Origin of the sequence: Wolbachia endosymbiont of Menacanthus eurysternus (assembly GCA_029715105.1) — a bacterium.
Lineage (GTDB): Bacteria > Pseudomonadota > Alphaproteobacteria > Rickettsiales > Anaplasmataceae > Wolbachia.
In genome coordinates, this window is the sequence record CP085695.1 from 647,114 (window position 1) to 662,193 (window position 15,080).

Here is a 15,080-nt window from a genome sequence, read left to right on the forward strand (position 1 = left end):
TCGTTTGTTTCTCGCGTTTATTCTAAAATACTATGGCTCTATTGATAGTTGAATCTCCTGCAAAAGCAAAAACAATAAGTAAATATCTAAGTAAAGAATTTAAAATAGCTGCATCTTTTGGACACGTAAGGGATCTGCCAGTAAAAAACGGTTCTGTCGATCCAGACAATGATTTTGCTATAAAATATGAAATTCTTAAAAAAGCAGAAAAATGCATAAAAAAATTAGCAGAAGAAGCAAGTAAAACATCGGATATATACCTTGCAACAGATCCAGATAGAGAAGGAGAAGCAATAGCGTGGAATATAATAGAAGCTTTAAAAGAAAAAAAAGCAATCAATGATAAAATCCACATTCACAGAATAGTCTTCAACGAAATAACAAAAAAAGCAGTACAAGAAGCTATAAAAAATCCACGAGAAATTAATATGAATTTAGTACACGCTCAACAAACACGCAGAGTTTTAGACTACTTAGTAGGATTTAATTTATCACCACTCTTATGGACAAAATTATCAGGAAGTAAATCTGCAGGACGAGTACAATCCGTTGTACTAAAGCTCATATGTGAGCGAGAAAGCGAAATTATAAAATTCATAACACAAAAATATTGGAGTATAAAAACAAAAATGCAAAATAATAAAAATGAAGTGTTTTCTACTGTACTTAATCACTTTAATAATAAAAAATTAGGAAAATTAGATATCAAAAATGAAGAAGAAGTAAATAACTTAATTAAAGAAATTAAATCTAAAAAATATAAAATAAGTTCTATAGAACACAAACAAATCGAAAAAAACCCCCCCCCTCCATTTATTACTTCGAGTCTTCAACAAGAAGCAGTAAACAAACTTTTTTTTAATATAAAAAATATCATGCGCATAGCACAAAACCTTTATGAAGGTATTAATATTGGTGGCGAAACTGTTGGTTTAATAACATATATACGTACAGATGGATTTTATATTACAAATGAAGCTATAAATTCAATCAGAAAATCAATCAAATTATTATATGGTAATAAATACTTACCTAAACTTCCTCATCGATATGCAAAAAGCATAAAAAATGCTCAAGAAGCACATGAAGCAATTCGTCCAACTGATATAAATAAAACTCCAAATAACATTAAATGTTACTTAACACTAGAACAATTTAAATTATACGATCTAATTTGGAAAAGAACCATCGCAAGCCAAATGAAACCAGCAATCTTCAATCAAGTAACAATCAAAACTAGTTCTACTGATCAAAAAATAATTTTAAAGACAAGCGGATCAAGAATATTTTTCGATGGATTCTATAAAGCATATGAAAATGATATAAATAACAAAGAAAATAAAAATATAATACTACCATCAGCTATAAAAGAAGGTGAAACATGTAAACTGATCTCTATAGAAATAGAGAAGCATCTTACTCAACCACCGCCACGTTATAGTGAAGCTAGCATTGTTAAAAAAATGGAAAAAATCGGTATAGGCCGTCCCTCAACCTATGCAACAATTATTTCAGTACTACTAGATCGCAAATACGTTACATTAGACAATAAAAAATTTATCCCAAGTAGTCGTGGTAAAATCGTTACAATATTTCTAGAAACTTTCTTTCAACATTGTGTAAAATATAATTTTACAGCACATATAGAAAAAAAACTTGATTTAATCTCAAATGGACATGCAAACTGGAAAAAAGAGCTAAGCCATTTTTGGATACCATTCGCTAAACTCGTAAACTCTGTCAAACAAATGACCCATGATGAAATTTTTAATGGTATTCGTAATCTGGTAATCGATTGGTTTTGTTTAGAAGAAAAAAAAGAAGAAATAGGCAAAAAATGTCCTAATTGTTCCAATGGAATATTAAAATTAAACTTTGGAAAATCTGGAATATTTCTTGGATGCTCTACATACCCGACATGTAATCATTCAAAAGAAATTGTAGGCAATGATAATAATCATAACTTAAAATATCTAAAAAATCTAGGTATAGATAATATTACTGGAGAAAGAGTAATAATTAAAAAAGGTCCTTTTGGGTTTTATTTAGAATTAAATAATGAGTTATTAAAAGAAAAAAAAACCGTTTCTATACCGAAAGACATAAATATCGATGATATTGATTTAAATATAGCAACTCAATTACTCTCCCTACCTAAAAAAATAGGAAAACATCCAAAAACTAAAAAGGAAATGAAAATAGGCCTTGGAAAATTTGGATACTATATTCTTTATGAAAACAAATACTTTCCCCTGAAAGGAAATTCTAAAAAAATACTAAATATGCAATTAGATGAGGCTATAAAAATTATTTTACATAATAACCATATAAAAAATACCGAAAAATGCTAAAATGTTCTCCTTTTCTAAAGGAACCATTCTCTATGCATTAATATCCATTAAATGGAAGATCAATAAATAATAAAATCAATCTCGTTCTCTCTTAATTAGAGAACTATAAAACTAATCATAAAACAATTTTACAAACAATAAATCATCATTACTTTAAAAAGAGTACCCATATTTTTAGTTAATCTTAAATACTCACAAAAAATTTTATTTTTTTGCGTACTATTCAAATTTTTCATCAAAGCTTGTACTCTCTCTTTTATACCAAAAATATATAAAAATTCTCTTTGAGTTAAAATCTCATAATCAACATATCTTAGTGAATCTATTAATTCTTGAAAATTTACAAGTGCAGTGATATCGCTACTACCAATATCTTCAAATATACTAACATATTTATGCTGTTTTAACGACTGTAAAGTACTTCTGTATTCAGGATATATATATCCATAATCTATAATTAAAGCAGCTCCTTTATTATTGTAAATCTTCTCCTCAAGCTTTTTTAATATATCAATTCTAAATGAAGATACCTCTACTACCGCACCATAAAAAAGTTTGCTATTCAAAGCAGTATTGAAATACATAATTTCTTTTTTAACAGAAAATCGATCAGCAATTATAAATAATGACCCATTGTCTCGTTTTGTTACTCTATTCTCATACCATCTCTCATTGTAGTAAACAAACTGATTTATTGGAAGAGCATCAAAAAATTCATTTGCCAAAAAAATAGTTGCTTGTTTTGGTAAACTATTAATATTTTCATGCCAGCTAACATCTAAACTTTTCAATTTTTGCTTTTGTATTTTTTGTAAAATTGGGCTTATCTCAATTAAATGAATTGACATTGAATTAAAAAAATCACTATACCTCCTAGTAACTCTTATTATATCAAGAATAAGCGTTCCTCTTCCTGGTCCAAGTTCAACCAAGGAAAATTTAGATGGTCTTCCTAACTTTTCCCATATACATATTACCCACACTGCAATTATTTCACCAAACAATTGACTTATTTCAGGTGCTGTGATAAAATCACCGTCTTTACCAAACGATAATTTACTCATATAATAACCGTACTCATTATGATACAGAGCGATTCTCATAAAATCACTAATTGATATTGACCCTTGATTTTTATCAATTAGCCTGTGCAAATAAGTAAGTATCATGATTATGAATATAAACTGCAAATATGACCATTACTACAATTACTTTGTAAATTACAAAAATCATAAATTTCAAAATTTGATATTATATTATAATGTCTTAAAACAAAATAAATAATTAAAATACTTCTCTCACTAAAGAGATCGCAATAACACTGAGTGTGACCCTAAAAATTCATCAAATTTTCAAACTTTAGTTCAAAATATTAATAATAATTTAAGATTAACAAAAATGTTGCCACGCTGATATTTATGCAGCTATTACATAGAATAATACGAGAGAAGAACCGCAATTAAACAAATAAATTAACCAAAAGCTTTTAAAGGCAAAAGAGATTTTGCAAAACAAAACTTCATAAAAAACTTGTATATTTTACCAAATATAAATAAAAAGAAATAAAAATTTATCCACTTTCTTTTTTAAATGACTAATTTTATAAAAAAAATTACTGTGCAGTGTGATTTTAATGGACAAAGGTCACCTTTTGTGATTCACATAGGAAACCCAAGAAATAATACTCATCCAATTCATCATCAAGATTTCTGGCTTGCAAGAGAACGTAGAGGCAGTATTCCCAATAAAGTAAAAGAAAGCTTACAAAAACTATATAGATTATCCCAACAAAATGGAATTCCGTTCTCAGAACTATGCGCATATGCCATTAACATACTTAATATTAAACATAATAAAAACAACTCATAGAAAATTTTTTAGCTTTAACCCCTTAAAATTTCATTTATAGAAACCTTTAATCTTGTACTCTTATCCACCCTTTTTATTATAATTGCACAATAAATCGAGATATTGTTTTTTGATAAAAATGATCCCGGTACAACTACAGAATAAGAAGGCACTTCACCATAAAATACTTCATTCGTTTCTCTGTCGATAATTTTAGTCGATGCTCCAATAAAAACACCCATACCCAAAACTGCTCCTTCCCTTATTATAACACCCTCAACTACTTCACTACGCGCTCCAATAAAACAATTATCTTCTATAATAACTGGAAAAGCCCGAATAGGCTCTAAAACTCCTCCAATTCCCACTCCTCCGGAAATATGACAATTTTTCCCTATTTGTGCACAACTACCAACCGTTGACCAAGTATCTATCATTGTATTCGAATCAACATATGCACCAACATTAATAAAACTCGGCATAAGAACAACGTTTGTACCTATATAGGCAGAGTGACGAACAAAACACCCAGGTATTGCTCTAATCTTTGACCTACGGAATCTTTCCTCATCCCACTTATCAAATTTACTACTAATCTTATCATACGACCAATTATTTTCACCTATTATTCTATTTTCTTCAATGAGAAAATGTAACAATATTGCCTGTTTTATCCATGCATGCACCACCCACTCCCCACTTGATAACTTTTCTGTCACTCTAATCTTACCATTATCTAAAAGTTCAATTACCTCTCTTACTGCTACTTTTGCCGATTCTTTTATACTTCGTTCACTAAGTCTATGTTTATTTTCCCAAATATCTCTTATATCATCTTGCATTTTGTTCAGTAACATATATTCTTTTATATAAATATAAACAACAGTCTCATAATCTTACTTTAAAAAGTAAATAAAACTAATCTAAAAAATAGATAAATATATTAACAAAATGTAACTAAAACGCAAGCAAAACCACGTTAAATAAATTCAAAAATACAAAATAAATAAGTTTTATTAAGATAAAATCTTATTCTTAAAATAAGAAACCGCAAAATATATAAATATTGCTCTCAAGTAAAAGAATGTTGTATATAAAAACTATACTCTCTGTGCTATAAAACACTCCTCTTACTATTATATTATAATGTAGCCCAAAAACACATAAAATGTAAAATAAAATAAAAATATTAAAATATGTAAAACATAATAAAATAGAATATAATTCTAAAATGTAAATCCCAAACCTTCTTATTTTTAAATATAAAACAGATATATAGTAAATATTTCTTGTATTTCAAATTTAGTTAGTCTAATCTCTGTATTATTAAAATAAAGTTAAAACTGGGGGCGTAGCTCAGTTGGTAGAGCATCTGTCTTGCACACAGAAGGTCAGCGGTTCGATGCCGCTTGCCTCCACACTAGTTTAAATAAACTTATACAGAATTAAAAAGCAATATAACAATAATGTAAACAGCAAAATTTCTCAACTAATATTTAAAAAACCCTCAATAGTGACCCTAGTGACTCAATCTCAAATTAGAAAATATTTTAAAATAACACAGATTATCTCTCCTGCACTATAAAATTACCGTACTTCAAATTTTAAAATGATAAAGAAATACACAATATTAAATTGTGCTTACTTTCTTTAATCTTTCAATAGTATTTTCTCTACCAATAAAAACTAATAACTTAGCAAGTTCTGGTCCAGTTTTTACACCTGTTAATACTAAACGTAACTGCATAAACAAATCTTTTATTTTTATATCTACTTTTTGCTGAATATTCTTAACCCATTCTAATAATGTATTCTCATTAAAATCACCATAATGTAACGCATCAAGAGCAATTTTTACAAGTTCTTTATCGAGAATTATAGGTTTTACTACTATATTGTTGTATTTACATATTTTCCACCATTTAACTGTCTCAGAAAATCTTTTTATATTACTTCTTATAAAGTACCAAAATTCTGGAGAATTTACTCCAATTCGATTTAAACGCTCCTTCATCATTGCAAATGACATTTGCCTTAAAATTTTACTATTTAGTTTATATATTTCAGTAAAATTAAACTTTATAGGTGCTGAACCAAATTTTTCAATATCAAATGAATCAATTAGAAATTGAATGTTATATGATTTAATCGGATCTGAAGTTCCAAGATTTGATAAATAAGTAATAAGCGTTATTGGTTCAATTTCATCTTCTTTAATCGATCTTATGTTCAATCCAATTTTACGTTTTGACATTTTCTTATCATTATTAAAATATAATAAAGGAAGATGAGCAAACGTATAAATCTTTGCTTTTAGCGCTCGAATTATTTGTATTTGTATCGCAGTATTAGTTATATGGTCTTCTCCACGTACAACATGCGTTATATTGAAGTCAATATCGTCAATAACGGAAGGTAACATATACGTATATATTCCATCCTCCCTCTTTACTATTGGATCACTGATATGATTCATTGCAATATTTATAATTCCTTTAATTTCATCATTCCAACTAATAATCTCATTTCTATTCAGCTTAAATCTAAAATGCGGTTTTCGTCCTTCTTTCTTATAAAGAATTTTTTCTTGCTCAGTAAGAAACAACGCGCTCCTATCATATATAGGTGGTAATCCACATTTTAACTGTAATTTACGCTTAATATCTAACTCTTCCCTCGTTTCATAGCATGCATAAATATATCCATCTTTTACTAATTGTAAAAATATCTCATTGTAACGCTCAAAACGCTCTGACTGCCTAAAATTAAAATCCCAATTTATACCCATCCATCTCAAATCTTGTACAATGCTATCTATATATTTAATATCCGAACGACAAATATCAGTATCATCAAAACGAAGTATAAATTTTCCCTTTTTATTACGCGCATACATCCAACAGATAAGTGCAGTACGAATATTTCCTATATGAAGATGACCAGTTGGACTCGGAGCAAATCTTGTTAACACTAATTTATATTATTTATATAACTTCATTAATAGTATAACTTTATTAAAGTAAAATGAATTATGCAACACAAACAAGATAACATAAAATTTTTCATAATTTCCACAAATTTTTCTAAAAAACATAGAAACCGATTTCCTTTTAGGAACATTTATAAATATCTTATTATTAAAGGTATTTAATTTTAATTAGTCTTCATCTATATAATATAGAAATAAATTTACAAAAATTATAAAACATAATTAAATAAATTAAAGTTAATTCCCTAAAGAATTTTACGAAAACATAATAGACATTTTATACTAATCAAAATACTAAATAACGTCACTGTATAATTAAACTATAAAATCAAAATAGGTTTTAAAAAATTATTTAAAGTAAACTTACATCATATATGATAATTATAATTATCTATACAGATTTACTAACAATCTTTATTAATAAAAAGCCTCACTCTTTCTTCAATAATATAACGAAAATGCCTAATCATTCCCTGAACTGGCCAAACTGCAGCATCACCAAATGCACAAATCGTATGCCCTTCTATTTGAGATGTAATATCTAATATTTTATCTATTTCATCAAACCTAATATCCCCTTTAACCATCCTTTTCATAATTCTCCATATCCATCCGGTACCTTCACGACACGGAGCACACTGCCCACATGATTCATGCATATAAAAATATGATAATCTCTCTATCGCAGCTATTATATCAGTAGACTTATCCATTACTATAACACCAGCAGTACCAAGACCCGATTGTACAGCTCTCAATGAATCAAAATCCATTTCAACAACATCACATACAGATTTCGGAATAAGCGGCATTGAAGACCCTCCAGGTATAACAGCAAGTAAGTTATTCCAGCCACCCCGTACTCCACCAGCATATTTTTCAATCAATTCACGTAACGGAATTCCAAGTTCCTCTTCAACATTACACGGATTATTTACATGTCCTGAAATACAAAATATTTTAGTACCAGTATTATTCGGTTTTCCGAGAGATGCAAACCATTCTCCTCCACGATACAAAATATCCGGAATCATAGCTATAGTCTCAACGTTATTTATCATAGTTGGACAACCAAAAAGACCGACAGTCGCAGGAAACGGTGGTTTTATACGAGGAAAACCCTTTTTCCCCTCAATCGATTCAAGCTGAGCAGTTTCTTCTCCACATATATAAGCCCCAGCTCCTCTATGTATAAATACATTAAAATCATAACCAGATTTACAAGCATCTTTCCCGAGAAAACCTTCTTTATAAGCTTCCTCAAGTGCTTCTCTTAAAACCAAATATTCATCATAAAACTCACCCCTAATATAAATATACGCAGTAGAAGACTGAATTGCCCTCCCAGCTAAAAGAACACCTTCAAGTAATTTATGCGGCTCATACCGCAGTATATCCCTATCCTTACAAGTACCTGGCTCCGACTCGTCTGCATTAACTACTAAATACGTTGGATGTTCTCTCAATGGATTTTTAGGCATAAAACTCCATTTTAGACCTGTAAGAAAACCTGCACCTCCTCTACCTCTTAAACCTGATTTTTTTACCTCATCAATAATTTTTTCTGATCCTAAATCCAATAAAACCTTTGTTTTTCGCCAACTACCCCTCTTCTTTGCTCCCCTAAGCAAGGGAGTTTCCTCGCCATCCAGGTTGGTAAATATTCTATTCTGCTTTTCCATTATATCTCTTTACCATGGAATATAACTAACATCAAACATAGATACTACTCACATCTATTATTGATTGTTTTATAACAATATAAAAATAACCCCTCCTCTATACAAGTCATACGCACTATAAAATTAAAAATTTGCAAGAAATTAAAACAAAAATCAATAAAATTATAAAACTATAAAATAGTAGTCATACTAAAACTTTAATCAATTTTGCAATATTACTACTTAAATTAAGCAATAACTAAAATTAACAAATTTAATTATTAATTACTATTTATTAATATTATCTTAACAAAGAATCATTTAAAATGAAATAAATTTGAACACATAAACAAAACTTGATTAATAGATTATTAATATCTAAATTTTCTATTATTAAAATAAATTCATTTTGCAAATATATAACCAATAAGAAGCAATCCTATCTTTACAAAAGACATATTTAACATAAACAAAAAGTTATATATTTATTAAACTTACCAGATCTTTTAATCACAAATTAATTCTACAACTCCTCTAAAGAGAGTAACGTAAAATTGTTTATTTTCCGTCACAAACACTTCACACTAGTAAATTCATCAGTCTTTCGTAATAAAAACAAATCTCACCCTAGTTAACATAACTTTACTAAATTCCAAAACTTAGCTAAAATAAAAGAAAACATTTACTTAATGTGGCGTAATCAACAAACAAAAGCATTAATATCTACAATACTCTGTAGAATAGCAATATGGTACGATCATATGCTTTTTATTGATCTAGTCAATATAATTAGTAGAGAATTTTGTTATGCACAAAATATTTACTATAAAATATTACAATTGTTCGGAATTACAGGACTTGGCGCTATGATAAGACCACTTGGTGCATCAATATTTGGTCATATTGGCGATAGACATGGAAGAAAAATAACATTAACAATCGCAATCCTACTAATATCAGTTCCATCTAGTTTTATTGCAATTATTCCAAGTTACAATAAAATAGGAATAACATCCACTATATTACTTCTTATAATTCATCTAATACAGGGAATTGCACTTGGCGCTGAACAAGGAGGCAGTTCAGTTTATTTAATAGAACATTTATCTAATAAAAAAAAATTAGGAATGTTTTTCGGAATAATAAGTTTCGGTCGTTCCATTGGAGTGTTACTTTCTGTAATAACAGTTATAATTTGCAAAAAAATCACTGATTTTAACGCTTGGGGATGGAGAATACCGTTTGTTTTTTCGGCTATTTGTGGATTAACCAGTGCATACAGTATATATGCATTGGGAGAAACTCCAGAATATAAAAAAAATCAAAAACAAAAAAATTTATCTAATTTACCAATATTAGAACTTATAGGACATTATAAAAGAGCCCTTATACTTGCAATTTTAATATCTATACCAGTTAATGTTGTAGTTGGATTTACTATATTTCTTAGAACAATTGCAAAAGAAATAATATTAGTTGAAACATATGTGATAACATATCTCAATGAGATTATGCTTATTGCTACCAGCGTACTAATACCAGTATTTTCCATAGCATTTGGAATATTAGCTGATAGAATAGGAAAAGAGCGCACTGCAATCCTATTTATAGTAATTACTATAGTGCTATGTTGTCCTATGTTGTTTATCGCACACTATTACAAAAGTTATCCTATAATTATGCTTAATGTTATGATTCTATCAATAATAGAAAGGGGTATAAATCCTATAGGGATAGTGGCATCTAAACTTTTTCCTGCCAACATTAGATTCAGCGGAGTAAGCTTATCCCGCAATATCTCTTATGCTTTGCACGGAGGATTTACTCCAATGATATGTACTTGGTTTACCATAATATTTCCTAAAATAAATTTCGCTGCTGGATTATATGTGATCTTCTGTTTGTTATTAAGTTTAATAGCAATACTACAGATAAAACCCCAAGATAAATGTCTTCATCTCCATATGTAACAACTATACAATTAATACGTTCAAAATATTTTTATAGAAAATATCAAAAATACAAAATATAAAATACTTGCTCAATTAAATTTGTCCAAATAATCAAAACATAATCAAGTTCTCAATTCTTCGAAAAAATCTTTTAATAAAAGAGAACACTTTGTCTCTAATATCCCACCATAAATTTCAGGCATATAACTACAATGTTGCAATATCTTAATACCACTTTCAGTTCTACCACTAGGGTTATAATAAGCTCCAAAGTATAATCGTCTAATTTTTGCAAAAGAAATAGCTTGAATGCACATTGGACATGGTTCTAACGTTACGTATATATCAGATTCATAAAATATAGATTTTGAAAACGATCTACAAGCCTGTCTAATTACTAACATCTCCGCATGTGCGGTTGGGTCATCAGACATATTATGAGCAAAAGAAATAATATCATCACTTCTACTTACCAATACAGCACCTATCGGAACTTCATCATTTTTCCTAGCAATCCTTGCTTGCTCTATTGCAAACTCCATATATCGATATTTAAACATTTTTATACCACTGTATCAATTGCTGCTTTAATAAAAGATACAAAAAGAGAATGAGGAGAAAACGGTTTCGATTGAAACTCTGGATGAAATTGTACACCAATAAACCACGGATGCTTTCTTAACTCCACCGCTTCTATATACATTCCATCTTCTGATAATCCACTACATATTAATCCATTTTTTTCTAAATCATTTCTATAATCTGAATTAACTATGTATCTATGTCTGTGCCTCTCAAAAATAATAGTCTTACCATTATATACATCTGCTACCTTTGAACTTGGTCTTATATTACATCCATATGCTCCGAGTCTCATAGTTCCACCAAGTCCAATTTTTTCATTATAAACTAACTTAACAACAGGATGCTTGCAGTTACAAAATTCCTCGGAATGTACATCTTCAAGCTTAATAACATTGCGAGCAAATTCAATAACAGCAAGTTGCATGCCAAGACATATTCCAAGAAATGGTATATTGCGCACACGCGCATAATTTATTGCCAATATTTTACCCTCTACTCCATTATCACCAAACCCCCCCGGAACAAGAATCGCATTAGAATTATATAATTTTTCTTCTATAAATTTCTTATCAAAAAATCTTTCATTTTTATCCCTTGAATTAATCCAATTAATTTTCATCTTAACTTTATTACTAATTGCACCATGATTTAACGCTTCAACTAATGATTTATATGCATCCGGAAATTCAATATATTTTCCTACTACAGACACAATAATCTCACGCGTTATATCTTTCATAGAAAGCACTATTTGATTCCATTCAGTTAATCTCGGTTTTGGTTTATTTAAATTAAAATGTTTCAAAACTTGTATACCAAGTCCACGTTGATTATACAAAATTGGTAACTCATATATATGACTTACATCAGGAACTGACATTACATTAGATAATGAAACATTACAAAGATTTGCTATCTTTTTTCTTTGATTATCAAAAATTTCTCTCTCACTACGACACAATATAATATCTGGTTGCAATCCAGCGAAATTTAATTCTCGAATTGAATGCTGTGTAGGTTTTGTTTTTAATTCTTGGGCTGCGGTAAGATATGGTACCAATGTTAAATGGATAAGAATAACCATTTGTTTTCCAAGCATAAAATTAATTTGACGTATAGCCTCTAAAAAAGGCTGACTCTCGATATCACCTACAGTTCCGCCAATTTCACATATCATAAAATCTAGATCCTCAGTATTATTGAAAATAAAAGATTTAATTAAATCTGTAACATGCGGAATAACTTGTACGGTTTTGCCTAGATAATCACCATGCCTTTCTTTTCTAAGAAGCTCATAATATATCTTACCAGTCGTTATATTATCATCTCTTGTTGCATTAATTCCTGTAAAGCGCTCATAATGTCCAAGATCTAAATCAGTCTCAGCACCATCTTCAGTAACAAATACCTCACCATGTTGAATTGGATCCATTGTTCCAGGGTCAATATTTAAATATGGATCAAGTTTTCTAATACGAACTTTAAAGCTATAAGATTGCAAAAGCGCACCAATACTCGAAGCAACTAAACCTTTACCAAGAGAAGAAACCACTCCTCCTGTTATAAAAATAAACTTAGCTTTCCTCATCAATTATTTTCAAAAGGAACAGAGGTATGTTCATATTCTTGTTTTTTTTCTAACAAGATTCTCTCTGCGATTGATTTTTTATGCGCACCTTTTGCGTATAATCCAGATAATAATAATGTATTTATAATAAATAGCCCCGCAACCATAACAGTTATTTTATTAAGCGAATTTACAGAAGATTTCATTTGAACAATTGAACTAAATCTCCCATGTTGCGAATTAAAACCACTCAATGAACTACTCCCAGGAGGTTGAAAAAGCACTAAAACCACTAAAATAATAACTAATATTATTTGAAAAATACTCAGTATTGTTATTGACATTACTACAGAATAAAAAATAAGAATTTTATGAGCATAAAATACACAAGTCAAGAAACATCTCTCTACTAATAATAAGGGAGTTAAACTCAAACAATAATGGGTGTAAGAATTTAATTTTCTTATTATTTTATTAAAACAATTCTAAAAACTCATCTTGATAAGATATATGACATTATATAATTATAAAATTTCACCACCCTCCCATAATACTTATATATTTTTTAAATATATTTCCTCTCTTTATCCTATATTTTTAATTGGTCAATTTATAGTAAAATTATTAAAAATAATATCTCCATACACCCAAAGACAAACATACCCATTTTATGATGAAAGATAAACCCCGCTATAAATTTATTATATATATCATTTTATCTATAGGATTAAAGAGCCAAAAACATTTGAAATAAATTAAAATAATAACTATTTAGTGAACCATGTAAAAGAAGATATTAAAATGAAACCTCTACACTTTTGAAAACAAAATTTGCCGTCTATCATCTCTCTTCCTTGAAGAAAACTATCACACTCAATTTTCAAACGAAAAACTATACAGCATTAATTCTTTTCCAAACATTCCCTTTTTAAATTCTATAAAAATAACACAATATTACCACTACAACACCTTATATTAGCCACAACTCTCAACACCCTAAATTTCTCTTAATAAACTCTACACCTATCTTTATGCCTTCTTCATTAATAATATGGCCTAATGCATGAATTTTATGACTCTCGACATTTACTCCATTTTTTCTTAAAAATTTGACTGCTAAATTAAAGAAAGAAAAATGTACTATATTATCAGCATCACCATGAATAATACACATATTTGGCCTTGATCTAATCTCTTGTGAAACCCTTGAAGGTGAAAGAAATCTACCAGAATACGCAACAACCGATGCACAAGATTGAGGACGAACAAGAGAAGCGTGTATTGCAAGCATTGCACCTTGTGAAAACCCAATAAAAGAAAGTTGTCCATCATTTAAATTGAGTTTCTTTAATTTCATATCAACAAAATGATTTATTATTAATGCAGCATTTTTCACTCCATGATATAGTACATCTTCACTACGATCCTCTAAACTAAACCATTGATAACCGTTATCTTCCCTTTTAAATGGAGCGTTTGGTGCTATAAAGCATGAATCAGGTAAAGACTTACTCATAATTTTAGCAAGATGAATAAAATTATCCCCACTTGACCCCCATCCATGCAAACAAACAATTAAACTGCTTTTATTTCTACTATTACAAATTTCTGGACCCTTAAGTTCAATCATCTTCTTATATGCGCTTATACGTATTTTATTTTATTGTAAAATATTTTGTATAAAATAAAAGTAAATAAAAATTATAATAAATAATATATCTCCTTAAGTGGAGATTTATGGGCGTTTATATTTAAATAAATTTCAAAAATTTAAAACAAACAACAAAATTTAATACAATCTGGATCACTAAAATACACGCTTTTTAACACATAAAAAAATCAACCGACTCATATATTTCACCTATAAGTCTTTTATAAGGGAACGGATCCTCAGACTTAAAAGTCCAAAAACAAATTGTATTAAAATTTAGTTCTCTTAAAAAGCAGTATTCTATGCAAAAACAAAATGTTCAATATAAAATTGAAGTACCAAAAATATTAAAAGACTCCAAAATCTTGCATGAATGACTTTATACTATAAAATAAGTCTTTTCTATTCCATAAAAACAATATAAAATTACTTTTATACAAAAGAATGACATCTTATTTTAATATTTTAAAATTAAA

Annotated in this window: 11 protein-coding genes and 1 tRNA gene; 4 read left to right on the forward strand and 8 right to left on the reverse strand. The window is 28.8% G+C overall.

Annotation, left to right across the window (positions count from 1 at the left end; translation table 11 throughout):
• Positions 1-32: 32 nt before the first annotated feature.
• On the forward strand, positions 33-2,351 hold the full coding sequence (gene topA / locus LJI21_02645; GenBank protein ID WFW29648.1) for a type I DNA topoisomerase: 2,319 nt from the start codon (positions 33-35) through the stop codon (positions 2,349-2,351).
• Positions 2,352-2,479: 128 nt separating this feature from the next.
• Here topA and LJI21_02650 read toward each other — a convergent pair whose 3' ends face one another.
• Positions 2,480-3,517 carry an SAM-dependent methyltransferase gene (locus tag LJI21_02650; GenBank protein ID WFW29976.1) on the reverse strand — a complete coding sequence of 346 codons (1,038 nt, stop codon included), beginning with the start codon at positions 3,515-3,517 and terminating at the stop codon, positions 2,480-2,482.
• Between the two features lie 424 nt (positions 3,518-3,941).
• On the opposite strand from LJI21_02650, the gene LJI21_02655 reads away from it, so the two are divergent.
• On the forward strand, positions 3,942-4,220 hold the full coding sequence (locus tag LJI21_02655; GenBank protein WFW29649.1) for a DUF2610 domain-containing protein: 279 nt from the start codon (positions 3,942-3,944) through the stop codon (positions 4,218-4,220).
• A 14-nt stretch (positions 4,221-4,234) separates the two neighbouring features.
• Here the strand turns inward: LJI21_02655 and dapD are convergent, their stop codons facing one another.
• Complete coding sequence (gene dapD, locus LJI21_02660; protein WFW29650.1) at positions 4,235-5,056, reverse strand: 2,3,4,5-tetrahydropyridine-2,6-dicarboxylate N-succinyltransferase; 822 nt, start codon at positions 5,054-5,056, stop codon at positions 4,235-4,237.
• Positions 5,057-5,544: 488 nt separating this feature from the next.
• Here dapD and LJI21_02665 point away from each other — a divergent pair.
• Positions 5,545-5,617: transfer RNA gene (locus LJI21_02665), tRNA-Ala, on the forward strand.
• Between the two features lie 212 nt (positions 5,618-5,829).
• Here LJI21_02665 and gltX read toward each other — a convergent pair.
• Together gltX and nuoF are read right to left on the reverse strand one after the other, a co-directional pair.
• The gene (gene gltX, locus LJI21_02670) at positions 5,830-7,170 is read right to left on the reverse strand and encodes a glutamate--tRNA ligase (GenBank protein ID WFW29651.1); all 1,341 of its coding nucleotides are present in this window, start codon (positions 7,168-7,170) and stop codon (positions 5,830-5,832) included.
• Between the two features lie 422 nt (positions 7,171-7,592).
• Positions 7,593-8,873, reverse strand: a complete 1,281-nt coding sequence (nuoF, locus tag LJI21_02675) for an NADH-quinone oxidoreductase subunit NuoF (GenBank protein WFW29977.1) — start codon at positions 8,871-8,873, stop codon at positions 7,593-7,595.
• Between the two features lie 665 nt (positions 8,874-9,538).
• On the opposite strand from nuoF, the gene LJI21_02680 reads away from it, so the two are divergent.
• The gene (locus tag LJI21_02680) at positions 9,539-10,819 is read left to right on the forward strand and encodes an MFS transporter (protein WFW29652.1); all 1,281 of its coding nucleotides are present in this window, start codon (positions 9,539-9,541) and stop codon (positions 10,817-10,819) included.
• Positions 10,820-10,923: 104 nt separating this feature from the next.
• Here the strand turns inward: LJI21_02680 and LJI21_02685 are convergent, their stop codons facing one another.
• The 4 genes from LJI21_02685 to LJI21_02700 form a co-directional block, all read right to left on the reverse strand.
• Positions 10,924-11,343, reverse strand: a complete 420-nt coding sequence (locus LJI21_02685) for a nucleoside deaminase (GenBank protein ID WFW29653.1) — start codon at positions 11,341-11,343, stop codon at positions 10,924-10,926.
• Between the two features lie 20 nt (positions 11,344-11,363).
• Positions 11,364-12,974: a CTP synthase gene (locus LJI21_02690; GenBank protein WFW29978.1), complete on the reverse strand. Its 1,611-nt coding sequence runs from the start codon at positions 12,972-12,974 to the stop codon at positions 11,364-11,366.
• Positions 12,974-13,297 (reverse strand): preprotein translocase subunit SecG, encoded by a 324-nt coding sequence (gene secG / locus LJI21_02695; GenBank protein WFW29654.1) that lies wholly within the window; start codon positions 13,295-13,297, stop codon positions 12,974-12,976. Before secG ends, LJI21_02690 begins: the two co-directional genes overlap by 1 nt.
• 644 nt (positions 13,298-13,941) lie before the next feature.
• Positions 13,942-14,583, reverse strand: coding sequence for an alpha/beta fold hydrolase (locus tag LJI21_02700; protein WFW29655.1), 642 nt, complete (start codon positions 14,581-14,583; stop codon positions 13,942-13,944).
• Positions 14,584-15,080 lie beyond the last annotated feature (497 nt).

Coding starts and splice junctions, on each gene's coding strand:
- secG (WFW29654.1), bottom strand. CDS start 13,297: ATGTCAATAACAATACTGAGTATTTTTCAAATAATATTAGTTATTATT.
- topA (WFW29648.1), top strand. CDS start 33: ATGGCTCTATTGATAGTTGAATCTCCTGCAAAAGCAAAAACAATAAGT.
- LJI21_02655 (WFW29649.1), top strand. CDS start 3,942: ATGACTAATTTTATAAAAAAAATTACTGTGCAGTGTGATTTTAATGGA.
- dapD (WFW29650.1), bottom strand. CDS start 5,056: ATGTTACTGAACAAAATGCAAGATGATATAAGAGATATTTGGGAAAAT.
- LJI21_02690 (WFW29978.1), bottom strand. CDS start 12,974: ATGAGGAAAGCTAAGTTTATTTTTATAACAGGAGGAGTGGTTTCTTCT.
- LJI21_02700 (WFW29655.1), bottom strand. CDS start 14,583: ATGATTGAACTTAAGGGTCCAGAAATTTGTAATAGTAGAAATAAAAGC.
- LJI21_02685 (WFW29653.1), bottom strand. CDS start 11,343: ATGGAGTTTGCAATAGAGCAAGCAAGGATTGCTAGGAAAAATGATGAA.
- LJI21_02680 (WFW29652.1), top strand. CDS start 9,539: ATGTGGCGTAATCAACAAACAAAAGCATTAATATCTACAATACTCTGT.